The 22,671-nt window shown below is 64.0% G+C and carries 24 protein-coding genes; 12 read left to right on the top strand and 12 right to left on the bottom strand.

The window, feature by feature from the left end:
- The first annotated feature begins 80 nt into the window (after nt 1-80).
- Entirely contained in the window at nt 81-1,280 is a 1,200-nt protein-coding gene (locus H7F36_RS15365) for a cation:proton antiporter (RefSeq protein ID WP_187051641.1), read from the top strand.
- On the opposite strand, the gene H7F36_RS15370 is transcribed toward H7F36_RS15365, so the two are convergent.
- Complete coding sequence (locus H7F36_RS15370; RefSeq protein WP_187051642.1) at nt 1,267-1,731, bottom strand: SET domain-containing protein; 465 nt, start codon at nt 1,729-1,731, stop codon at nt 1,267-1,269. The genes H7F36_RS15365 and H7F36_RS15370 overlap by 14 nt on opposite strands.
- Before the next feature lie 77 nt (nt 1,732-1,808).
- Here H7F36_RS15370 and H7F36_RS15375 point away from each other — a divergent pair, with 77 nt between their 5' ends.
- Complete coding sequence (locus tag H7F36_RS15375) at nt 1,809-3,104, top strand: acetyl-CoA hydrolase/transferase family protein (protein WP_187051643.1); 1,296 nt, start codon at nt 1,809-1,811, stop codon at nt 3,102-3,104.
- A 9-nt stretch (nt 3,105-3,113) separates the two neighbouring features.
- Here H7F36_RS15375 and H7F36_RS15380 read toward each other — a convergent pair whose 3' ends face one another.
- Entirely contained in the window at nt 3,114-3,617 is a 504-nt protein-coding gene (locus H7F36_RS15380; protein ID WP_187051644.1) for a hypothetical protein, read from the bottom strand.
- A 94-nt stretch (nt 3,618-3,711) separates the two neighbouring features.
- Between H7F36_RS15380 and H7F36_RS15385 the strand changes: the two genes are divergently transcribed.
- Complete coding sequence (locus H7F36_RS15385) at nt 3,712-4,911, top strand: PLP-dependent transferase (protein WP_187051645.1); 1,200 nt, start codon at nt 3,712-3,714, stop codon at nt 4,909-4,911.
- A gap of 71 nt (nt 4,912-4,982) precedes the next feature.
- Nucleotides 4,983-5,186, top strand: coding sequence for a hypothetical protein (locus H7F36_RS15390; protein ID WP_187051646.1), 204 nt, complete (start codon nt 4,983-4,985; stop codon nt 5,184-5,186).
- A 108-nt stretch (nt 5,187-5,294) separates the two neighbouring features.
- Here the strand turns inward: H7F36_RS15390 and H7F36_RS22270 are convergent, their stop codons facing one another.
- Nucleotides 5,295-5,918, bottom strand: coding sequence for an arylesterase (locus H7F36_RS22270; protein ID WP_410003030.1), 624 nt, complete (start codon nt 5,916-5,918; stop codon nt 5,295-5,297).
- Between the two features lie 70 nt (nt 5,919-5,988).
- Between H7F36_RS22270 and H7F36_RS15400 the strand changes: the two genes are divergently transcribed.
- Complete coding sequence (locus H7F36_RS15400) at nt 5,989-6,696, top strand: ABC transporter ATP-binding protein (RefSeq protein ID WP_261802313.1); 708 nt, start codon at nt 5,989-5,991, stop codon at nt 6,694-6,696.
- A 53-nt stretch (nt 6,697-6,749) separates the two neighbouring features.
- Nucleotides 6,750-7,499 carry a 23S rRNA (guanosine(2251)-2'-O)-methyltransferase RlmB gene (gene rlmB, locus H7F36_RS15405; RefSeq protein ID WP_187051648.1) on the top strand — a complete coding sequence of 250 codons (750 nt, stop codon included), beginning with the start codon at nt 6,750-6,752 and terminating at the stop codon, nt 7,497-7,499.
- Nucleotides 7,500-7,736: 237 nt separating this feature from the next.
- Here the strand turns inward: rlmB and H7F36_RS15410 are convergent, their stop codons facing one another.
- The 5 genes from H7F36_RS15410 to H7F36_RS15430 all read right to left on the bottom strand — a co-directional run bounded on the left by H7F36_RS15410 (nt 7,737) and on the right by H7F36_RS15430 (nt 10,911).
- On the bottom strand, nt 7,737-8,258 hold the full coding sequence (locus H7F36_RS15410; protein WP_187051649.1) for a DUF3237 domain-containing protein: 522 nt from the start codon (nt 8,256-8,258) through the stop codon (nt 7,737-7,739).
- 108 nt (nt 8,259-8,366) lie between these two features.
- Complete coding sequence (locus H7F36_RS15415; protein WP_187051650.1) at nt 8,367-8,537, bottom strand: hypothetical protein; 171 nt, start codon at nt 8,535-8,537, stop codon at nt 8,367-8,369.
- A gap of 119 nt (nt 8,538-8,656) precedes the next feature.
- Nucleotides 8,657-9,634: an aldo/keto reductase gene (locus tag H7F36_RS15420; protein WP_187051651.1), complete on the bottom strand. Its 978-nt coding sequence runs from the start codon at nt 9,632-9,634 to the stop codon at nt 8,657-8,659.
- A gap of 63 nt (nt 9,635-9,697) precedes the next feature.
- A complete protein-coding gene (locus H7F36_RS15425) occupies nt 9,698-10,315 on the bottom strand; it encodes a chromate transporter (RefSeq protein ID WP_261802314.1) in 618 nt (205 codons plus the stop codon).
- Nucleotides 10,312-10,911, bottom strand: coding sequence for a chromate transporter (locus tag H7F36_RS15430; protein WP_187051652.1), 600 nt, complete (start codon nt 10,909-10,911; stop codon nt 10,312-10,314). Before H7F36_RS15430 ends, H7F36_RS15425 begins: the two co-directional genes overlap by 4 nt.
- Before the next feature lie 89 nt (nt 10,912-11,000).
- Here H7F36_RS15430 and H7F36_RS15435 point away from each other — a divergent pair, with 89 nt between their 5' ends.
- From H7F36_RS15435 to H7F36_RS15450, 4 genes are all read left to right on the top strand, one after another.
- Nucleotides 11,001-11,945 carry a YihY/virulence factor BrkB family protein gene (locus H7F36_RS15435; RefSeq protein WP_187051653.1) on the top strand — a complete coding sequence of 315 codons (945 nt, stop codon included), beginning with the start codon at nt 11,001-11,003 and terminating at the stop codon, nt 11,943-11,945.
- 105 nt (nt 11,946-12,050) lie between these two features.
- Nucleotides 12,051-12,500: a CHRD domain-containing protein gene (locus H7F36_RS15440; protein ID WP_187051654.1), complete on the top strand. Its 450-nt coding sequence runs from the start codon at nt 12,051-12,053 to the stop codon at nt 12,498-12,500.
- A gap of 171 nt (nt 12,501-12,671) precedes the next feature.
- Nucleotides 12,672-13,832, top strand: a complete 1,161-nt coding sequence (locus H7F36_RS15445) for a patatin-like phospholipase family protein (RefSeq protein ID WP_187051655.1) — start codon at nt 12,672-12,674, stop codon at nt 13,830-13,832.
- Between the two features lie 63 nt (nt 13,833-13,895).
- Nucleotides 13,896-14,678 (top strand): 3-hydroxybutyrate dehydrogenase, encoded by a 783-nt coding sequence (locus H7F36_RS15450; RefSeq protein WP_187051656.1) that lies wholly within the window; start codon nt 13,896-13,898, stop codon nt 14,676-14,678.
- 16 nt (nt 14,679-14,694) lie between these two features.
- On the opposite strand, the gene H7F36_RS15455 is transcribed toward H7F36_RS15450, so the two are convergent.
- Nucleotides 14,695-15,639: a GNAT family N-acetyltransferase gene (locus H7F36_RS15455; protein WP_410003031.1), complete on the bottom strand. Its 945-nt coding sequence runs from the start codon at nt 15,637-15,639 to the stop codon at nt 14,695-14,697.
- A 233-nt stretch (nt 15,640-15,872) separates the two neighbouring features.
- On the opposite strand from H7F36_RS15455, the gene H7F36_RS15460 reads away from it, so the two are divergent.
- Nucleotides 15,873-18,245 (top strand): YgiQ family radical SAM protein, encoded by a 2,373-nt coding sequence (locus H7F36_RS15460; RefSeq protein ID WP_187051658.1) that lies wholly within the window; start codon nt 15,873-15,875, stop codon nt 18,243-18,245.
- A 35-nt stretch (nt 18,246-18,280) separates the two neighbouring features.
- On the opposite strand, the gene H7F36_RS15465 is transcribed toward H7F36_RS15460, so the two are convergent.
- Complete coding sequence (locus H7F36_RS15465) at nt 18,281-18,997, bottom strand: DUF1294 domain-containing protein (protein WP_187051659.1); 717 nt, start codon at nt 18,995-18,997, stop codon at nt 18,281-18,283.
- Between the two features lie 97 nt (nt 18,998-19,094).
- Between H7F36_RS15465 and H7F36_RS15470 the strand changes: the two genes are divergently transcribed.
- Nucleotides 19,095-20,066, top strand: coding sequence for a hypothetical protein (locus tag H7F36_RS15470; protein ID WP_187051660.1), 972 nt, complete (start codon nt 19,095-19,097; stop codon nt 20,064-20,066).
- Nucleotides 20,067-20,100: 34 nt separating this feature from the next.
- On the opposite strand, the gene H7F36_RS15475 is transcribed toward H7F36_RS15470, so the two are convergent.
- Together H7F36_RS15475 and hydA are read right to left on the bottom strand one after the other, a co-directional pair.
- The gene (locus tag H7F36_RS15475) at nt 20,101-21,084 is read right to left on the bottom strand and encodes a LysR family transcriptional regulator (RefSeq protein ID WP_187051661.1); all 984 of its coding nucleotides are present in this window, start codon (nt 21,082-21,084) and stop codon (nt 20,101-20,103) included.
- Between the two features lie 114 nt (nt 21,085-21,198).
- Entirely contained in the window at nt 21,199-22,620 is a 1,422-nt protein-coding gene (gene hydA, locus H7F36_RS15480) for a dihydropyrimidinase (RefSeq protein ID WP_187055002.1), read from the bottom strand.
- Nucleotides 22,621-22,671: the final 51 nt, after the last annotated feature.

Genomic DNA, 22,671 nt, shown 5'->3' on the forward strand with positions numbered 1-22,671 from the left:
TCCGGGTCGCTAGGGCATGGCAAACTTCTGCCGCCCCGTCAGTTCAACCCAACCGAGAGCGCCTGCCCGTCATGACCGCCATGAGTACGTCAGAAATCTTCCTGATCGCGATGTTGATCATCTTCACCGCGCCCTATTTGATCTGGCGTCTGGGGCGCACGGAGTACTTCGCGCCGCTCGTGGTGGTGCAGATCATCACCGGCATCCTGCTCGGCCCCGGGGTGTTGGGTACGCTGTTCCCCGACTACTACAAATTTGTCTTCAGCGCGCCGGTGATCCTGTCGCTCAACGCCATCGCGCAGTGGGCAGTGATGATCTTCGTCTTCATCGCCGGCATCGAGCTGGATTTGAAGCAGGCCTGGACGCACCGGCGCGAGAGCGGCATCACCGCGGGAATGGCGCTCGGCGTGCCGCTGCTGTTCGGCGGTGCGGCCGCAATGGGCATGCTCATGTTTCCGGGCTGGATCGGCGCCAAGGCGCTCACCTGGCAGTTCGTGCTCGGCATCGGCATGGCGTGCGCGGTCACGGCGCTGCCCATCCTCATCCTGCTGATGGAAAAGCTGCAGATCCTGCGGCAGCCGATCGGCCAGCGCATCCTGCGTTACGCGAGCGTCGACGACATCGCGATATGGGGCGTGCTCGCGTTGATCCTGATGGACTGGGAACGCGTCGGCAAGCAGGTCGCCTTCCTGGTGATCTTCGGCGTTGCCAGCGTGGTCTATCGCTGGCTGATGGCTCGCATTCCGGAGCGCGACCGCTGGTACTGCAGCTTGATCTGGCTGGCCGCCTGCGGCCTGGGCGCCGACTGGTCGGGGCTGCACTACATGGTGGGCGCCTTTATCGCGGGGGCCGTCATGGATTCGGCGTGGTTCGACCAGAAGCAGATGGACTGGCTGCGCCACAACGTGCTGCTGGTGTTGATGCCGGTGTTTTTCCTGAGCACTGGCTTGCGCACCAACTGGCAGGTGGGCGGGGCTGCGGTGTTCATCGCGGCGGCGGTCTTGCTGGTTGCCTCGGTCGCCGGCAAGCTGATCGGCATTCACATCGCCGGCAAGATCCTGAAGTGGCAACCCGGCGAAAGTTCGCTCGTGGGCTGGCTGCTGCAGACCAAGGCGCTGATCATGATCATCTTTGCCAACGTGCTGCTCGACAAGGCGATCATCACCAACGAGAGCTTCACCGCGTTGCTGGTGATGGCGGTCGCCAGCACCATGCTGACGGTGCCGATCGTCTCGCCGAAGCTGGCGCGGATGAAAGAGATCGTCTTCAGGTCGAAGTAGAAGCCAGCATGGTCCCGCGGCAGTTCGCCGAGCCGCAGTGGCACGGAAAGTCCGCCGCCACTTTGTCGTTGTCTGCGGCCAGCCCATAGTCGATGAACAGTTCGTCGCCGGCCTCCACCGCCACGATGGTCTGGAACCTCAGCACCAGTTCGCCGGATTCGTCGTACTCCTCGACCGCTTCGCAGTTGGGGTCGCACGAGTGGTTCAGGTGGCGCGTCGCGTTCCCGCCCTTGGCACCGTCGATGGTCTCGTCGTTCGTCAGCTTGAAGAGATAGGTGAGGTTGTCGTCCCACGTCTTGGCTGCGATCTGCGCGGGCGAATAGCGCCGGCCTTCGTACAGGCCCAGAAAGGCGTCGGCCGGCAGGTCGCGTGTCGCAAAGCCGCCGAGCCCGTGCACGCCGCTGGCTGAAACCCGGATGCAGGGCGTTGAAGAAACGCTGGAACGTGCCATGGATCAAGGGTCTTGAAAAAGAGCGAGCATAGACTCGACCGTGACGGCGTCGATACGGTGCCGCAGGAGACCTCGAAATGCAGATGCGCGACCTTTACCAGCAGAAGCGAACGACAGCCGCGGAGGCGATGCGGCACGTGAAGAACGGCGACTTCATCGTCGTGCCGACGGGCGTCGGGGAGCCACCTGCACTGCTCACCGCACTGTCGGACCAGCGGCGCGATTTCCTCGATGTGAAGGTCGGGCAAATCCTCGCGATGCGCAAATACGCCTACCTCGACCCCGAGACGGTCGACCATGTCCGGCACGTGGCATTCTTCTACGGCGGCGCCTCACGGGCGGGTGGACAAGCCGGCTGGATCGACTTCATTCCCAACTACTTTTCAGAGATCCCGGCGCAGATCGAACGCGGCCAGATGGCGGCCGACGTGGTGTTCAGCATGGCGTCGCGGATGGACGATGAAGGCTTTTTCGCGCTCAGCCTCGGTGTCGACTACACGATGGCTGCTGTGGCAAAAGCGCGCGCGGTGGTGCTCGAAGTCAACCCGAACGTGCCCTACGCATTCGGCGAGTGTCGCGTGCACATCTCGCAGGTCACCTCGCTCATCGAAAGCGATGAGCCGGTGCTCGAAGTCGGTCTGCCCAAGATCGGCCCGGTGCAGGTGGCCATCGGCAAGTACGTCGCCGACATGATCGAAGACGGCTCGACGCTGCAGATCGGCTACGGCGGCATCCCGGATGCGGTGGTCATGCAACTCACCCACAAGCACGACCTCGGCATCCACACCGAGATGATCGGCGACGGCATCCTGTCGCTGGTCGAATGCGGTGCCGTGACCAATCGGCGCAAGAACTACCTTCCGGGGAAGATGATCGCGACCTTCGCGCTCGGGTCCAAAAAGCTCTATCGGTTCATGGAGCGCAACCCGATGCTGGAGATGCATCCGGTCAACTTCACCAACGACCCCGCGCTGGCCGGCCTGAACGACAACATGGTCGCCATCAACGCGACGCTGCAGATCGATTTGCTGGGGCAGTGTGGCTCGGAGAGCCTGGGCTCGGCGCCGTTTTCAGGCACCGGCGGCCAGAGCGACTTCGTGCGGGCAGCCAATCGCTCGCGAGGCGGCAAGGCGTTCATCGTCGTGCCTTCTACCGCCCGCAACGACACCATCTCGCGCATCGTGCCGGTGCTGTCGCCTGGCACGCATGTGAGCACCAGCAAGAACGACATCAACTACGTCGTCACCGAATACGGCGTGGCGCAGTTGCGCGGCAAATCGGCCAAACAGCGAGCGAAAGAACTGATCGGTATCGCGCACCCGGACTTTCGCGAGGAACTCACCGCGCAGGCGAGGCTGATTCACCTGCTTTGAGTGAGCGAACTACCGAAGCTGCGTGTACACGACGACGCCCAGCACGACCACGATCGCGAGCAGCAAAGTCCAGCGGTTCAATAAGCCCGACTGCTTCGTCGCGCGATAGCCTTCGAGGCGGCCGGGCAGGGTCTGTATGTCTTCGATGCGCTTGGGTGGCGCCAGCCGCGCGTCTTGCGCCATCAGCGTGAGCAGCGGCACGACGGCGGCATGCGCGTCCGGATCTTCATCGCTGTCGTTGTGGTCGTCCGACGCCCGCTCGACACTCGCGACATACGCGAGGAAGGCGCTGCCCTCGTGCGTGAAGCCAATGTCGTCGCCGCTCATCGCCAAGGCGCCATGCTCGACCAGCGCGTCGAGTCCGCGCCGCACATAGGAGCGCTCGTTGCCGGGCACGCTTTCCTGAAGTTCGATGCGCGAGGTTTCGGTGCTGCGCGACGCCATGCAGCGTTCAAGGATGAGGGTGGTGAGTACGCTGGCAAAGGCTTCGCGGTCGGTCAGGCTGCGGGGCATTCGTGGTCCATTCGTTTTCCATTCGTGTTGTTCTGTGGCATCCCTGAATGTGGGGTCGATTCTTCCATCTCCGGCCTTCGCCACAATAGGGGTCATGACCCAGCCTTCGACCGAACTCATCCATCACCCCTACGTACCGCCGGCCAGGTTCGCCGCGCCGCAACCCGGTGTGTTCAAGGCCTCGACCGTGTTCTTCGCCGACGTCGCCGCACTGCGCGCACGCGACTGGAAAACCAAGGCCGGCTACACCTACGGCCTGCACGGCACGCCGACCACGTTCACGCTCGAAGAACGGCTCGCCACGCTCGAAGGCGGCACGGCCGCGTTGTTGGTGCCGAGCGGCCTCGCATCGATCACGCTGGTGTCTTTCGCCTTTCTGAAGGCCGGCGACGAGGTGCTGCTGCCCGACAACGTCTACGGTCCGAGCAAGGCGTTGGCGACAGGCGAGCTGGCTAACTTCGGCATCACCCACAAGCTGTACGACGCGATGAATCCAGCCGATCTCGCGGCCAAGATTTCCGACCGCACGCGGCTGGTGTGGGTCGAGGCGGCTGGCTCGGTCACGATGGAATTCCCGGACTTGCCGGCGCTGGTCGCCGCCTGCCGTGCGCGCGACGTGCTGTGCGCGCTCGACAACACCTGGGGCGCCGGGCTGGCTTTTGCGCCGTTCGATCTGGACGGCAGCGGCACAGGGCAGGGTGTCGACATCGTCGCGCACGCGCTCACCAAGTACCCGAGCGGTGGCGGCGACGTGCTGATGGGCGGCGTAACCACGCGCGACGACCGCCTGCACAACGCGCTCAAGCTCACGCACATGCGCATGGGCTTCGGCGTTGGGGTGAACGATGTCGAATTGGTGCTGCGATCTCTGCCGAGCATCGGCTTGCGCTATGCGGCGCACGACCGGGCGGCGAGACAGCTTGCACGCTGGTTGCAGGCCCGCGACGAGATTGCGCAAGTTCTGCACCCGGCACTCGAAGGCTCGCCGGGCCATGACCACTGGCGTGCCCTGTGCGGCAAGACCGATCTGGCCGCTGGCTTGTTCTCGATCGTTTTCGACGAGCGCTTCAGCAGCGAGCAGGCCGACCGCTTCTGCGACAGCCTCAAGCTCTTCCGGCTCGGCTATTCGTGGGGCGGCCCGGTCAGTTTGGTGGTGCCGTACGACATCGGCCTGATGCGCGACCCGACTGTTGCGCGCTGGTCGTACAAGGGGACGCTGGTGCGATTTTCGGTCGGCCTGGAAGATGTCGGCGACCTGCGCGACGACCTGGAACAAGCCCTGGGCAAGCTCTGAGCCGTCTTTCGTAATCGCGTACAGTCGGAAGCATCGCAATCCCACGGATTGCCCCGCACCAAGGAGACGCAGTGGCCGCACCCAATTACGGATATGAGAAGCGACAGAAGGAACTGGCCAAGAGGAAGAAAAAGGAAGAAAAGCTGCGCGACAAAGTCAATCGCAAGCTGAGCCCGAGCAGCGATGGCCTGGCACCCGGAGATCCGGAAAGCGACGTGGCCTCGCTCGAACGCGATCCGCCAACCGTGCCGGACCTTCCGACCAAGAACGGCTGATCGTCTCTCGACCTTCTTTTCGCTCTACTTCTAGCGTTCGTGAAAAAGCCGCCATCTGCTTCGTGCAGTGGCGGCTTTTTCGTTGGCTCGTCGGCTTGAATCGATCGTTTACTTCAACAGCTTGCGCAGTTGCGGCCAGACGTTGTCGAGCATCTGCGGATGCGCGGCCGCCACCGGATGGATGCGGTCGGCCTGGAACATCTGGATCGGGTCGGGCGCGTCGGCGACGCCCTTCAAGAAGAACGGAACGACCGGCGCACCGGTGGCGCTGCCTGTGCCGGTAAACATTCGCGAGAAGCGATTCAGATAGTCCATGCCGTAGTTCGGCGGCACCTGCATGCCGAGCAGCAGCACCTTGGCGCCGGCAGCCTGCGCCGCCTTCGTCATCGCGGTGAGGTTGGCTTCGGAATCCTTGATGGCCAGCCCGCGCAATGCATCGTTGGCGCCGAGTTCGAGCACCATCACGTCGGGCTTGTTGAGCTTGAGCAGCGCATCCATGCGCGAGCGGCCGCCCGATGTGGTCTCGCCGCTGATGCTTGCATTGACCACACGCGCGTCGATCTTTTGTTCGGCCAGGCGCTTTTGCAGCAACGCCACCCAGCCTTCACCGCGCTTCAGGCCATATTCGGCGCTGAGCGAGTCGCCCATGATGAGGATGGTCTGTGGCGCGGCCTGAGCGAAGGAAGCCCCTGCGCCCAGAAGCCCCGCTGCGCCGGCCAGCGTGGCGCTCAAGATAAAGTGACGTCGCTCCCAACGTCGATCCACAAGTCGATTCAACACGCAAAGCCTTTCAAAGTACCTGATGTCCGCACTGTCACAAGCCACTGCCACTGAAATTGTTGCCGTCGACCATGTTTTCAAGTCCGTCACCGATTCGAGCGGCACGCTGGACATTTTGCAGGACATCCAGTTCACTCTCGGCGCACGGGAGACTGCGGCCATCGTCGGCGCGTCGGGCTCCGGCAAGAGCACTTTGCTGTCGATCATCGCGGGCCTCGACACACCGACCCGCGGTACGGTGCGGCTCGGTGGCGAAGACCTGTTCGCCATCGACGAAGACGACCGCGCGGCGCTGCGCGCCGAAAAGGTCGGCTTCGTATTCCAGAGCTTTCAGTTGCTCGCCAACCTGAGCGCCCTCGAAAACGTGATGCTGCCGCTGGAGCTCGCCAACCGCAAGGACGCGCGCAAGGCCGCGACGGAGATGCTGGGCCGCGTCGGCTTGAGCCAGCGCCTCGGCCACTATCCGAAGGTGCTGTCGGGCGGAGAGCAGCAGCGCGTGGCGCTCGCCCGCGCCTTCGTCGTGCAACCAGCCTTGCTGCTGGCCGACGAGCCGACCGGCAGCCTCGACCACGCGACCGGCGAGCAGGTCATGAAGTTGATGTTCGACCTCAATCGCGAGCTGGGCACCACGCTCGTGCTGGTGACGCACGACCGCGGCATCGCCGACCGTTGCGAGCGCCGCATCACCATCGAAGCGGGGCGCGTGGCGTCGGACGACAAGAGCGCCTGAAGTCCTGGCCTGAGCATTCGCCCTGCCGACTGCCAGACCTCGATAATCGCCGGATGTCTTCCCCCAAAGTGATCTTCGGCTTTCATGCCGTGGGCGTGCGTATCAAAACCGCGCCGAAGTCTGTGCTCGAAGTGCTGTTCGACTCGAGCCGTCGCGACGCGCGCATGAAGCAATTCATCGCGCGTGCGCAAGATGCAGGCGTGCGTGTCGTCGAGGCTGATTCGTTGCGCATTGCCAAACTCGCCGGCAGCCACGGCCACCAGGGCATTGCCGCCCGCGTGGAGGCTATGCCGCAATTGCATTCGATCGACGAACTGCTCGAAGGCCTGGAAGCCGCCGGCACGGTGCCATTGTTGCTGGTGCTCGACAGCGTGACCGATCCGCACAACCTGGGCGCCTGCCTGCGGGTGGCCGACGGTGCCGGCGCACACGCGGTCATCGCGCCGAAGGATCATGCTGCCGGCATCAACGCTACGGTGTCGAAGGTGGCGAGCGGTGCGGCCGACACCATGCCGTACTTCATGGTCACCAACCTGTCGCGGACGCTGAATGAGCTGAAGGAGCGCAGCATCTGGTGCGTCGGGACCAGCGACGACGCGCCCCGCACGCTGTACCAGACCGACCTGAAGCGGCCGCTGGCGCTGGTGCTCGGTGCCGAAGGCGAGGGCATGCGCCAGCTCACTCGCAAGACCTGCGACGAATTGATCAGCATCCCGATGGCGGGCGCGGTCGAAAGCCTGAACGTCTCGGTGGCGAGCGGCGTGTGTTTGTATGAGGCGATGCGTCAGCGCATCGCCGTGTAGGTAGGGTTCAGCGTCCCGGCTTCAGTGGCGCAGTGCCAGCACCTGCCAGAGGTCGCAACTGCCGGGGCATCGGGTAAGACTGGGTACCGCGGCCGAAGGCTTCAGAGAGCCCGATTGCGTCGCGCTCGATAGGGTGACGGCTTGTGCGCTGCTCTGTTCGTCTCCTGCGTAATGCATCGGCAACTTCAAGATAGTCCTGCGGGGCTTTTGTCTTATCGAGGCACCTTCACGGAGGGTCTAGGCGAGCGTGAAGAAGCGCATCACCACCTGGGTCGGATGCCTTACGCCGGCACCGACGAACATCCGCTCGCAGACCCATTTGAGCGCCGGAGACGATGTCTCGAAGCGCGGGCTGCAGCGAAAGTAGACCTGCGCCGGATCGGCCGGCTCACCGCGCAACAACTTGGCCATGACGTCGGCTGGCGCCGAGCGGATCGCGTGGTTCTGCACGTAGATCAGATCGCCGCCATCGGTTTCGAGGCTGTAGCGCGCGTCGAGCTCGGACAGGGTGTCGCTGAGGATGAGTTGGAAGTCGCTGCCGCCGGGCAGCACGCGTGCATGCCAGTCGATGCCGCGCGCTTCGCCACCGTTAATGGGTACGACCCTGCGCAAGCCACGCGGGCCATGGCCGAGCACTTGTGGCACGCCGACGTCGACGCTGAGGTCGGCAAAGAAATCGAGCGAGGGTGTTGCGATCGCAGTGGCGAGTCCGCTGGAGTTGCCTCCGGACAAGGCTGCTGGAGTGTTGGACGAAGTCATCGCGCCAGCTTAGGCAGGCGCAACGTTTCGTGCCATCGGATCATCCCGGAGGCAATCCCGAACTTCGGCTTGGTGCTGGTTCTGGTGCGGGGGCTGTGCGGTATAGATTCAGGACGGGTCTTTGCCGCGGGTACGACTCACCGCACTGAAGATGCCGATGCCCAGCACGATGAGCGAGCCAATGCCGATGTAGAGCGTCGGCACGCCTGCGACCGACGCGCCCCAGGCGAGGCCAGCCAGGAAAATTAAAAAGCCGATCATGTAAAGCGCGAATGACATGGGAATCCTCTCTCTCGAATACTGCGATGGCCGAAGTATCGAGAGCGCTGCCCATAGCCGCAATGGCAGGCGGCGCCAATCGCTGTGGGAGCTTGCCTACTGATCAGCCGGGTGGCAGATCAGGCGTCCTTCGCTTCAACACTGGATTCCGTACTGGCTGCATCGAGCGCCGCGATCGTTTCAGCATCCAGCTTCAGTTCGGCCGCCTTGACCAGATCGTCGAGCTGCTCGACCGAGGTCGCGCTGGCGATCGGTGCGGTGATGGCCGGCCGCGCGATCTGCCATGCGAGCGCCACCTGGCCGGGAGTCGCGTCGTGCTTGCGCGCCTCCACATCCAGCGCGTCGAGGATGCGAAGGCCGCGCGCGTTCAGGTACTCCTTGGTCGTGCTCTCACCGCGCTTGCTCTTGGCTGCGTCGGCTTCGCTGCGGTACTTGCCTGTCAAGAAGCCGGCTGCCAGCGCATAGAAATTGATGACGCCGACGCCACGCTTCAGGCACAACGGTTCCAAATCGCCTTCGAACACCGCGCGGTCGTACAGGTTGTAGAGCGGCTGCAGCGACTCGTAGCGCGGCAGGCCGAGCTTGTCCGAAAGGTCGAGTGCTTCGGCCAGACGCGGCGCGGTGTAGTTCGACGCACCGATGGCGCGCACCTTGCCGGCCTTGATGAGGTCTGCGAAGGCGCCGAGCGAATCTGCCAGCGGTGTCTCGGCATCGTCGTCGTGCGACTGGTAGAGATCGATGTGGTCGGTCTTTAGCCGCGTCAGCGAGGCCTCCACCGCCTCGCGGATGTAGGCCGGCGACAGGCCGACCTTGTCGTCCCCCATCGGCTTGCCGACCTTGGTGGCGAGCACCACGCGATTGCGCTTGCCGGTCTGGCGCAGCCACTTGCCGATGATCGTTTCCGACTCGCCGCCAGTGTGGCCCGGCACCCAACGCGAATACACGTCGGCCGTGTCGACGAAGTTGAAGCCGGCGTCGAGCCATGCATCGAGCAGGCGGAACGACAGGGCTTCGTCGACGGTCCAGCCGAAGACGTTGCCACCGAAAGCGATGGGAGAAACCTGAAGGCCGGAGCGGCCGAGCGGACGAAGTTGCATGGGTGTTCCTGATGAGCGGGTGAGAAGGTAACAAGGACTGCCGTGCAGGGTTGGCAGCCGGATTTAAACGAAGCCGAGCGCACCCAACGCGGCCCCGGCGCCGAGCAGCCACAGCAGATGAATGCGGGTGCGCCAGACGATCAAGCCGGCCACGCCCGTCACAGCCCACACGTGCCAAGCCGGCGTGACGCCCAGGTGGTTCGTGTTCGACAGAATCCATCCGGTCGCGATCAGCAAGCCGACCACCACAGGAGCCATGCCTTGCTTGAAGGCGCGCACTTCGCGCCGCGTGCGATTCCGCCGCGCCCAACGCGTGGCAATGTAAGTGAGCGTGGTGCTCGGCAGCATGATGCCGACCATGGTGATCGTCAGGCCGAGAAGGCCGAGCAGCCACGCCTGCGGTCCACCGCCGATGCCGCCGCCAGCGTTGAGGCCGACGTTCCAACCCATCAACGCCACGAACAGCACGTTGGGGCCGGGCGCAGCCTGCGCGATGGCGACCGAAGAATTGAGCTGCGTGGCGGTGAGCCAGTGATGCTGGTCGACCAGGTAGCGGTGCATGTCCGGCACCGTGGTGATGGCGCCGCTGATCGACAGCAGCGACAGCAGCATGTACTGACCGAAGAGCGCCAGCCAGTCGTGCCAGTGCATGACGATCGTCAGATTCGTCAGGTCGGTCATGGCGTCAGCTTTCGCCAGGTCGCCGCACACGCTGCACCGCCTACGACCAATAGCACCCAGCCCAATGGAATCTGCAAGACGCCGATCAGCACAAACACGAGTGCCACTGTCGCCAGGCAAATGCCGAAGCCGAGCGGATGCTTGCGAAGTTGCGGAATGAGCTTGACGCCGGTGGCCGCGATGAGCCCGCCCGACACCGCGCCCATGCCGCGCAGGGCGGCCGCGACCTGCGGGTTGGTCGCGAAGTGCGCATAGACCATCGCGAGCGCCAGGATGATGACCAACGGCACCGCCAACATGCCGGCCACGGCTGCGACGGCACCACGCAAGCCGAAGTAGCGGTCACCGATCATCAGGCTCAGGTTGATGACGTTGGGCCCGGGCATGACCTGCGCCACGGCCCAGTCTTCGAGAAATTCGTCGGGTGTCAGCCACTTCTTTTTCTCGACCAACTCGCGCTGGACGATGGCGAGGACGCCGCCGAAACCCTGCAACGCGAGCCAGGTGAACGACACGAAAAGATCGCGTGGCGACTGGGGGAGGGGATGGGACATGCGATCGGGCGCTGCCGCCACGTTGGAAGAAGCCGGTTGCATTTGTCGAAGATTATCGTTGGCGAAACGGCCGTCAGCAGGCCGCGCGCACGACTGACAGCTTTGCCTAACCCGGGGGTAATACTCGGCAGATGCAACTGCCGCAACTTCCGGAAAAACTTCGTGCCCTGTTCGACTTGTCGAAGCGGGCCTTCGCGTCGTGGGCGAACGATTACGCCCCGAGCATGGGGGCCGCGCTCGCTTACTACACGGTGTTTTCGGTCGCGCCGTTGCTGCTCATCGTCATCTCGGTAGCGGGGCTCGTCTTCGGCCGCGATGCAGCCCGCGGAGAGATCTTCGCGCAACTGTCGGGGCTCATGGGGCCGCAAGGAGCGATGGCGGTGCAGGGGATGCTGGAGGCGGTCAACAAGCCGACCGAAGGCATCGTCGCGACAGTGATCGGCATCGCTCTGCTGGTACTCGGTGCGACCACCGTTTTCGGCGAATTGCAGGATGCGCTCGATCGCATCTGGCGGGCGCCGGCGCGCGACAAGAATACGGGCCTGTTCAACATGCTGCGGGTGCGTCTGTTGTCGTTCAGCATGATCATGGGCATCGGCTTTTTGCTGATGGTGTCTCTCGTCGCTAGCGCGGCGCTGGCTGCTTTGGGCAAGTGGTGGTCGCCGCTGTTCGGCGGCTGGGCCACGCTGGCGCAAGCGGTCAACTTCGTCTTCAGCTTCGTGATGGTGACGGTCGTCTTCGCGATGATCTACAAGATCATGCCGCGCGTGCGGGTGCTGTGGCGCGACGTGTGGGTGGGCGCGGCGGTGACGGCCCTGCTCTTCACCATCGGCAAACACCTGATCGGCCTGTACATCGGCAAGAGCAGCGTGGCCTCGGGCTACGGCGCGGCGGGCTCGCTGGTCGTTGTGCTGGTGTGGGTCTACTACTCGGCGCAGATCTTTTTGCTGGGGGCAGAGTTCACCTGGGTCTATGCGCACACGTTCGGTTCGCTTAAAAACGCAGCGGCGCGACCGGCCGACGGCCGGCCGTCGCCTACGCGCGGTGAAGCGCTCGGGTCGGCAAAAGTCGGCTGAGGGCGCGATCGCCTTCGTATCAAGTCGCGCGTTTTGCCGACATGACGCCAGCTCCGCAATTGCCTATGCTCGAAAGTCACTTCGACTCAATCCAGGAGATAACCAATGAACCGATACGGCACCTTTTTGCGCGCAACCCTCGCCGCAGGCGTCGCCACCATGGCGCTCGCCGGCTGCGGAATGATGGGCATGAATTCCAACACTGCCAGCTTCAGCGGCGCCATGAACGCATCCAGCGAAGTGCCTCCGAACATGACGCGCGGCAGCGGCATGGCCGAGGCCACCCTCGACAAGGGCACCAATGTGCTGAAGTACAAGGTCACTTATTCGGGCTTGAGCGGTCCTGCCACTGCGGCGCACTTTCATGGTCCCGCAGTCGCTGGCGCCAACGCCGGTGTGGTGGTGCCTTTCACCAGCGCCGCCACCCCTATCGAAGGCACTGCAACGCTCACTCCGGCTCAAGCGGCAGATCTGATGGCTGGCAAGTGGTATGCCAACGTGCATACCGCGGCCAACCCCGGCGGCGAAATCCGCGGACAGATGTTGCCGAAGTAAAAACTCGGAGCCGGTCTGCCGGCTGTCAGAAACGCGGTGTCCAATGCGGGAATGAGCACAAGCAAGCCTTCGCCGGTTCCCGCGGCCCGCCAGACTTCGAAGCCCCGCATTCCGCCCGCTCCCCGCGCAGCGCTTTCGGGGCTTTCGTCTGCTCCGGCACCCGCTTCCGACATGGGCCAGGCCACCAAGGCGCTCGTCCTACAAGGCGGAGGCGCGCTGGGCGCCTACCAGGGAGGCGTCTACGAGGCACTGTTCGAGCGCTATCAATCTCTCGACTGGGTGGCCGGTGTTTCCATCGGTGCGATCAACGCGTCGATCATCGCGGGTAACGCGCCGAATGAACGCATCGACAAGCTCAAGGGATTTTGGGACCTTCTCTCGTCGGGACCGGGTCAGCAACTGCCGTCGGTTCTTGGCGACCGCATGATGCTCAATCAGTGGAGCGCGGCGTCAGCGGTGTTTTTCGGGATTCCGGGGTTTTTCAAGCCGCGCATCGGCCCCGCCATGCTGCTGGGCAGCTCTGCGCCGGTGCTCAGCTACTGCGACACGACGGATCTCAAGTCGACGCTCGAGCGATTCGTCGACTTCGACCGCATCAACCGCAAAGACGCCATGCGCATCAGCGTGGGCGCGGTGAACGTGCGCACCGGCAACTCGATCTACTTCGACAACACAGCACAGAAGATCACTCCGGAACACATCATGGCGAGCGGCGCGTTGCCGCCCGGTTTTCCGCCGGTGCACATCGATGGCGAAGACTATTGGGACGGCGGCATCGTGTCGAACACGCCGCTGCAATATGTGCTCGACGTCCATCCGCGCACGCAGCCGTTGGTGGTGCTCCAGGTCGACCTGTTCAGCGCACGCGGCGTCATGCCGCAGACGCTGGCCGAAGTGTCGCAACGGCAAAAAGACATCATCTATTCGAGCCGCACGCGGATGAACACCGATGCGGTGTCGGCCAACGTCAACCTGCAACAGGCACTGGCCGACCTCATCAAAAAGCTTCCTGCCGCCTTGCGCAACGACAAGAGCGTGGAAGCGCTTAGCGCACAAATGACGCACAAGCCCATCGACATCGTTCATCTGATCTACCGCAACCGGCCTTATGAACTCGACTCGAAAGACTATGAGTTTTCTCGTACGACAGTCAACGAGCATTGGGAGGCCGGCGCGCGCGACATGAACAACACGCTGGCGCATCCGGACTGGCTGAAGACGACCAGCGCGAACGGCGTGACCACCTACGACCTGACCGAGCCCGACGCATTGCGCGTGCACAAGCCCAGCCTGGACACGCGTGCGGGCACCGCCCGTTCCGGCAATACGTGAGCCACCGAAGGGCAAAGACCGCCCCGTCCCGCATTTAAACTTTTATTCATTGAAGGAATTCTTATGCAACTCAAAAACAAAGTCGCTTTCATCACCGGCTCGGCCAGCGGCATCGGCAAGGAAATTGCCATCGTGTTCGCCAAGGAAGGCGCCAAGATCGTCATCGCCGACTTGAACAAGGAAGCAGCGGACGCCACGGCAGCCGAGCTCAAGGCCACGGGCGCCGAAGCCATTGGCATCGGCATGGACGTCACCAACGAAGACCAGGTGAACGCAGGCGTCGAAGAAGCCGCTGCGGCCTTCGGCGGCATCGACATCCTGATCAGCAACGCCGGCATCCAGATCGTTCATCCCATCGAAGAGTTCAGCTTCGCCGACTGGAAGAAGATGCTGGCGATTCACCTCGATGGTGCTTTCCTGACGACGCGTGCGTGCCTCAAGCACATGTATGCGCAAGGGCGCGGCGGCAGCGTGATCTACATGGGCTCGGTCCACTCGAAGGAAGCGTCGCTGCTCAAGGCACCCTATGTGACTGCCAAGCATGGCCTCATCGGCCTGTGCAAAACGGTTGCCAAGGAAGGCGCCAAGTACAACGTGCGCGCCAACGTGATCTGCCCCGGTTTCGTGCGCACGCCGCTGGTCGAAAAGCAGATTCCCGAACAGGCGAAAACGCTCGGCATCACCGAGGCGGAAGTCATCAAGAACGTGATGCTCAAGGAAACCGTCGACGGCGAGTTCACAACGACCGACGACGTGGCGCAGGTAGCGCTGATGTTCGCGGGCTTCAAGACGAATGCGTTGACCGGACAGTCTTTGGTCGTCAGCCACGGCTGGTTCATGCAGTAACTGTAGGGCAGGTCGCTTAAAGCTTCAGCGACCAGGTCTCACCCACCAGCTTTTGTCCGAAGCCTTCATACGGCGCGGACTTGACCAGCTCGAAGCCGCGCTTGGCGTAGATGCCGCGAGCGGCAACGAGGCAGCTGTTGGTCCACAACACCATCTTCTTGTAGGCCTTGGCGCGCGCGAAGGCGATGCATTCGTCGGTGAGCCGAGCGCCCAGACCGAGCCCGCGGGCGCCGGGCGTGAGCAGCAGCATACGTAGTTGCGCGGTGGTGGCCGATTTGCGGACGACGAAGGTCGCGCCGACGCGCTCGCCTTCGAGTTCGGCGATCCAGCACTTCTCCCATTGGGGGTCGAACTTGCGGATGAACTGCGCGGCGATGTCGGCCACCATCGCTTCAAACTCGCTGTTCCAGCCGAACTCGCGCCAGTAGATCTCGCCGTGCTGTTGCACGACCCAGCCCATGTCGCCGGGAATCGGGTCGCGCAGCAGGGCAGTGCGGGGCTTGATGGCATCGGCAGCCTGCGGTTCCAGCAGGGCTTCGATCTGCTGCATGGCGGTCACCACTTTCTGCTGGCGTGCGGGATCGAGCGATGCCAGCAGCGCAGTCGCCTCGTCGCGCGACCTCTGCTGCAGGGGTTCAAAAGCCATGCGGCCGGCTTCGGTGATGGTCAACACGCTTTGACGCGCGTCGTTGGCGTGGGCACTGCGTGTGAGCCAGCGGGCCTGTTCAAAGCGCCGCAAGATGCGGCTCAGATAACCCCCGTCGAGCCCGAGGTCGCGCGCGAGTTCGCTGGCGACGGGTGCCTCGCGGTGCGCCAGTTCGTAGAGCACCCTCACATCGGTGAGCGACAGGTCGCTGCCCAGATAGGGATCGAGCACGCCGATGCGGCGGGTGAAGAAGCGGTTGAAGCGTCGCACGGCTTTGACGGAGGCGGTCGGCACACTGGTAGAAGTCTGGGACATGCATGCCATTGTCAACAAATTGATTGACTGAGGCAAGTAGTTGCGACGCGGCTGCATTGTCCCGCCGAATGCCGGACTATGCTTGCCATGGGCGACAAAAAGAGAGTGCCGACTTACAATCGGGAGTTGCCTGAGGCCTTCCGCTCAAGCCCCGGAGGCGCTCGCCGAGCAGTTTGCGACCTTCTCTCTATCCGCATTGCCGGCCGCACCGGCCCCCAGTTTTTTTGCCCCTGATGAACGCCCCCGTCGACGTCTCCTTTTTCGCTCGCGCCGCCAAGCCGCTGACCAGCTATCGCAAGTACTGGGCGGCCCGCTTCGGCACGGCCAAGTTCTTGCCGACGTCGCGCAAGGAGATGGAAGCGCTCGGCTGGGACAGTTGCGACATCGTGATGGTCACCGGCGACGCTTACGTCGACCATCCGAGCTTCGGCATGGCGGTCATCGGCCGCATGCTGGAGGCGCAGGGCTTTCGGGTCGGCATTGTCGCGCAGCCCGACTGGCAAAGCGCCGAGCCGTTCAAGGCGCTCGGCAAACCAAACCTGTTCTTCGGCGTGACGTCGGGCAACATGGATTCGATGATCAATCGGTACACCGCCGACCGCAAGATCCGGAGCGACGACGCTTATACCCCCGGCGACATCGGCGGGAAGCGTCCGGACCGCGCGGCCATCGTCTTTTCGCAGCGCTGCAAGGAAGCCTGGAACGACGTGCCGATCATCCTCGGCGGCATCGAAGGCAGCCTGCGACGAATCGCCCACTACGACTACTGGTCGGACAAAGTGCGCCGCTCGATCGTCACAGACTCGAAGTGCGACTTGCTGCTGTACGGCAACGCCGAACGTGCCATCGTCGAGATCGCGCATCGCCTAGCAGCACGCGAGCCGGTGCATGACATCACCGACGTGCGTGGCACCGCTTACGTTCGTCGCGAGACGCCTGAAGGCTGGTTCGAGATCGACTCGACCAGCGTCGATGAGCCGGGTCGCGTCGAGGCGCATGTCAATCCGTATTTGATGGTGTCGGACCAGGCGAAGGCGAACGGGGCCACGTGCGCGCGCGAAGACGAGGCCGACGCCGTCGCCAAAACCGCCAATAAAGCGGCAGAAGCCAACCCGGCCATCAAACCGCTGACATTCATGCCAAACCCGGCGCTCGTCGCGCGGGTCAAGATCCAGGTACCGCCGCGCGACCGTTCGGTGATTCGCCTGCCGTCGTACGAGCAGGTCCGTGCCGATCCGATCCTCTATGCCCACGCCAATCGCGTGCTGCATCTCGAAACCAACCCCGGCAACGCCCGCGCGTTGGTCCAGGCGCACGGTGAAGGCGCCACGGCGCGCGATGTGTGGATCAACCCGCCGCCGATCCCGCTGACCACGGCGGAGATGGACCACGTGTTCGACTTGCCGTATGCGCGCAGCCCGCATCCGAACTACGCCGACGAAGCCGGCAGCCACGATGGCGCCACCAAGATTCCCGCGTGGGAAATGATCCGCTTCAGCGTGAACATCATGCGTGGATGCTTCGGCGGCTGCACCTTCTGCTCGATCACCGAGCACGAGGGCCGCATCATCCAGAGCCGCTCCGAAGAATCGATCATCAAGGAGGTCGAGGCCATTCGCGACTCGGTCACCGGCTTCACCGGCACGATCTCCGACCTCGGCGGACCTACGGCCAACATGTACCGGTTGGGCTGCAAGAGCCCCGAGATCGAGAAGGCGTGCCGCAAGCCGAGCTGCGTGTATCCCGGCATCTGCCCGAATCTCGGTACCAACCACGATCCTCTCATCAAGATCTACCGCCGCGCGCGGTCGCTGCGCGGCATCAAGAAAATCTTGATCAGTTCGGGCCTGCGTTACGACCTGGCCGTGCAGAGCCCGGAGTACGTCAAGGAACTGGTGCAACACCACGTCGGCGGCTATCTGAAGATCGCGCCCGAGCACACCGAGCAGGGCCCGCTCACCAAGATGATGAAGCCGGGCATCGGCAGCTACGACAAGTTCAAGCAGATGTTCGAAAAGTTCTCGGCGGAGGTGGGCAAGAAGCAATACCTCATCCCGTACTTCATCGCAGCGCACCCAGGAACCAGCGACGAGGACATGATGAACCTCGCGATCTGGCTCAAGAAGAACGGCTTCAGGGCCGACCAGGTGCAGACCTTCTATCCATCGCCGATGGCCACCGCGACCGCGATGTACCACAGCAACCGCAACCCGCTGCGCAAGATCACGCGCGACAGTGAAACGGTCGACATCGTCCGCGGCGACAAGCGGCGCCGGCTGCACAAGGCCTTCTTGCGCTACCACGATGCCAACAACTGGCCGCTGCTGCGCGAGGCGCTGAAATCGATGGGCCGCGCCGACCTTATCGGCAATGGCAAGCACCACCTGATCCCGACCTGGCAGCCATTGACCGACGGCAGCTACACCAGTGCGCGCAAGAAAAATTCGAGCGCGGCGCCGACGAGCACTCAGAGCACCGCGCCGCTGAAGCTGGCCGTCAAGCCGGCGCCCGGCCGCATGCTGACGCAGCACACCGGCCTGCCGCCGCGCGACAACGGCTCCGCGCCGGCGCCGCGATCGGCGCGCGGCATTCGCCGGCCGCGCTGACCGGCCCAGTCACGCCCTGCGCTCACGCGCGGAGTTCAGAGCACGGGCCACCCGGCGGGCAGCCGAACGATCCATGCGGTTGCCGCGGCGAAATGGGCCACCACTGTGGTCCAGTACCCGACCATGAAACTCGTCTTGCGGGACTTGTGATGGAACAGCCGCTGGGCACACCAGGCACCCGGCCATCCGCCAAGCAACGCCAGCAGGTGGAGCGTGCTTTCGGCGGTGCGCCATCGTCCGTTTTCCGCGGCACTCTTGTCGAACCCGTAAACGAAAAATGTAAAGAGGCTGATGAGCACAAGCACGCCGACCGCGATGAGTGGAACGCGTCCGGCCCACACGCCGAAGCCCAGCAAAGCCACGTAGCAGACCATCAACACGGCGCCGGGCAGCGCAGAGGAAGTCGATCCCGAGCCGCTGTGACGCTGGCTGCTGCCGGCACGGTTTCCGCGCGTTGCAGGCGAAGCGGGGCGGGCACGGGAGGTCGGACGATGGGCATGCATTGGCGTCATGTCGTGCGCCCCGTGTGCGCGGAAGGCAGCCGCACCGACGGCTCTAACCGCTACGGCGCGAGGGCCCTTGCCGCCGACGTGAATCTCTTCGAAGACCAACGACATGCCGACCACCGGGCTCACTCCGCGGTCGTGGAAATCGCGCAGGTGCACGAAGACGTCGGCAGAAATGTCGGGGCATCGAATGAAGCCAAAGCGCCGGTCTTTCTCCCATCGAACGAGCGTGCCTTGTCGGTTCATTGAATTTGTGGCGCTGGTGGACGTGGTCCGGAATTCTCCCTTGTTCGAGCCCCGGTGTGGCCGAGCATCGAACCGGCCGCCGTTGTATGGTTGGGGCATGAGCCTGTCGCACCGCATCTGCAACGCCTGGATCGCCGCTTGCGCGGTCGGCGTGGCGGCGAGCACGACGGTTTGCCTGGCGGCGGCGCCGACCGAGTGGGTGCCGCCTTCGACCTCGTCTGAAGCCGCGCAGACGGGGTCCCCTCCCTTGCTCGCGACCTACCAGCGCATGAGCGAAAGGCTCGCGCACAACGCTTTCGGTCGACCGCTGCAGCTCGACTCGGCGGAGACAGCGGACGGGCTGAAGGGCGACGTCTACGCGGTGGTCGATCACCCGATCGCCGAGGTGAGCGCAACGCTGAAAAGCGCGTCGCACTGGTGCGAGCTGCTGCTACTGCACATCAACAATCGGCGCTGCAAGACGACCGGCGAAACGACCGGGGCCACGGCCGGCGCCCAGACGCTCACCTTGAGCGTGGTGCGTGCCTACGACCAGGCGCCCGAGAGCGCCTTCGAGCTGCCGTTCGCCTACCGCGTAGTGCATTCGGAGGCCGACCATCTCGAGGTCGATATGTCGGCGCCGAGTGGGCCTCTGGGCACCAGCAACTATCGCGTCTCGCTCGAGGCCGTGGCCATCGAAGAGCGCAAGACATTCGTGCATTTCAGCTACAGCTACGACCACAACATGATGGCGCGCCTGGCCACGCAGGCCTATCTGGCGACCTTCGGCAGTGACAAGGTCGGCTTCACGATCGTCGGCAAAGGCTCAGGGTCTGAGCCCGAATACATTCGCGGCACGCGCGGCCTGGTCGAGCGCAACGCCATGCGCTACTTCCTCACGTTCGATGCATATCTGGCCGAGCGCGCAGCGCCGACGGGCCAGCAGTTCGAGCGGCGGCTGCGTCATTGGTACAACGGCGCGGAACGCTATGCGCGCCAGTTGCACGAGGTCGATATCGAGACCTATCTCGCGCTGAAGCGAGACGATCGGGAGCGGACCAGGTCCAGGCAGGGCACCGGTGACCGATGACGATGGAGGCATGCAGTCGAATCCGCACGCTCGCTCAGCCGCGAACCGCTGCTTGCGCGTCAGGCAGCGGCGGCTGCGGCGACGTCCGCAGATGCCGGGTCGCGCTGGCGGTGCGCACCACTGCCGACAGTAGCGACCGGAACCAGATCTGACCCGGCGCGTGCTGCGTGCGCCCATGCCACAGTTGATAGAAGCGCATTGGCGGAAAGCCGATGGGCGAGGGCACCACCGCCAGCGGCAGGATGGCCGCGAAGTGCTGCGCGAAATGCCGGCTGGTCGTGAAAATCAAGTCGGTGCCGGGCAGCAGATGCGGCGCCATTGCGAAGTAGGGGACGGTCACGGTCGGCGTGCGCGTCATGCCTTGCGACGCAAGATGCGTCTCGACCACGCCGCGTTGCGTGGTGCTGTAGAGCAGCGGCAGCACGTGCGCGCCCTGCAGATAGTCGGCCAGCCTGAAGTCGCCAGCGGCGGGGTGGTCGCGGTCGATCAGGCAGACGATCTCGTCGTCGAGCAACAGGGTCGTGCGCAGGTGCTCCGGTGGCTGCGGCCAGTTGCCGATGACGACGTCGAGTTCGCCTTCAGCCAGTGCGGTGTCGAAGTCGTACTCGGCACCGAGCGGCTGAAGGATGAGGCGTGCGCCAGGGGCTGTCGTTCGCAGGTAGTTGACCACCGCGGCCATCAGCGGTGGCGCCAGATAGTCGGGCGTGCCGATGCGGAAAGTTTGTCGCGTGGTAGCCGGGTCGAACGCATCGCCGGTCGCCAGCAACACGTCGAGCTCGCCCAGCACTAACTGCACAGAAGACTCCAGTTGCAGTGCGCGCTCGGTCGGCACCAGCAGTTGATGGTCGCGCGTGAGCAGGGGGTCGCCGAAGATCTCCCGCAGCCGCTTCAGCGTGGCGTTGACAGCCGGTTGAGACTGGTTGAGCCGCGTGGCAGTGCGCGAGATGCTGCGCTCCGTCATCAGGATGCTGAAGACGCGCAACAGGGCGGTATCGAAGGGGTCGTCGGGTCGTGACATGTTTAGGTTGAGCGCACGACTTTGGTGCCGTGCCCTCTCCCTTAGCGATTGGCGTGCCACCGCGCCGCACGGCGCCGAATGCAGGCCTTTGGTCGTACGAAGCTGACTGCTGCTTTACCGCCTCTTCGGCATCAAGGTCGGCTCACCGCAAACCAGCAACTCCCCACGACCCGGCCGCGGGTGAAATTCGGTGCCGTCCCACACCACCTCGCCGCGGCTTAATGTCATGCCGGGCCAAGCCTTCAGGCGCATGCCTTCGTAGGGCGTGTAGTCGACTTCATGATGCAGTTGGGCGTTGGTCAGCGTGAACTCGCGCTCGTCCCAGATCACCAGATCGGCATCGGCGCCGATGGCGATCGTGCCTTTGCGTGGGTGCAGGCCGTAGGCCTTGGCCGGCCCGGTGGCGGTGAGTTCGACGAAGCGATTGGCGGTCATGCGGCCGGCCAAAACCCCTTCGGACCACAGCAGCGCCATGCGTGTTTCCAGCCCCGGAATGCCATTGGGGATGTGGCGGAACGCGACCTCTTCGCCGTTCGGCTTCTTGCCTTCCGGCGCGTCGTACTTGAAGGGCGCATGGTCTGACGAGAACACCGTGAAGAGCCCATCGTTCAGCCCGTCCCAGATCACCTGCTGGTTGGCCTTGTCGCGTGGCGGCGGGCTGCAGACGCACTTGGCGCCCTTGTAGCTGTCGTCGATACCAAGGTCTTCGGCAGTGAGGAACAGGTACTGCGGACAGGTCTCGGCGAACACGTTGAGCCCATGCGCACGCGCCCAGCGAATCTGCTCTACCGCCTCGCGCCCCGACACATGCACGATCAGGATCGGCACGTCGACCAGCTCGGCCAGCGCGATGGCCCGGTGCGTGGCCTCGCGCTCGACCAGCATGGGTCGCGAGTGCGCATGGAAGCGCGGCGCCGTGCGGCCCGCGGCTTCGAGTCGTTTGGTCAGCCATTCGATGCAGTCGGCGTTTTCGGCATGAATCATCGCCATCGCACCCTGCTGGCGCGCAACATCGAGCACATCGAGGATCTGGCCGTCGTCGAGCTTCATGTCGTCGTAGGTCATGTAGATCTTGAACGACGTGAAGCCTTCGCGGATGAGTTCGGGTAACTCTTCTTTCAGCACCGTCGGCGTCGGGTCGCTGACGATCAGGTGGAAGGCGTAGTCGATGTGTGCCTTGCCTGCCGCGCGTGCCCGATAGTCTTCTACGGCGGCGCGCAGCGATTGACCCTTGTGCTGCGCTGCGAACGGAATGACGGTGGTGGTGCCGCCGCAAGCCGCCGAGCGCGTACCCGAATCGAAGCCGTCGGCATTGCGCATCGGCGGCGGCATCGGTTGGTCGAGATGGCAGTGCGCATCGACACCGCCGGGCGTCACAGTGCGGCCTGCCGCGTCGATCTCGCGCGCGGCAGGTCCAAGGTCGGCGCCCAGTTGAACGATGCGTCCGGCATGAATGCCGATGTCGCAGTCGAAGGTGTCTGCGGCGGTCACGACGCGCGCGTTGCGCACGACAAGGTCGAATTTGGTTTTCATCATCATCAGGCTCGACATCTTGCAAGGATCGTGCGCGAACCTTGTTCAGCCTTC

Source organism: Variovorax sp. PAMC28562 (assembly GCF_014303735.1).
GTDB lineage: Bacteria > Pseudomonadota > Gammaproteobacteria > Burkholderiales > Burkholderiaceae_C > Variovorax.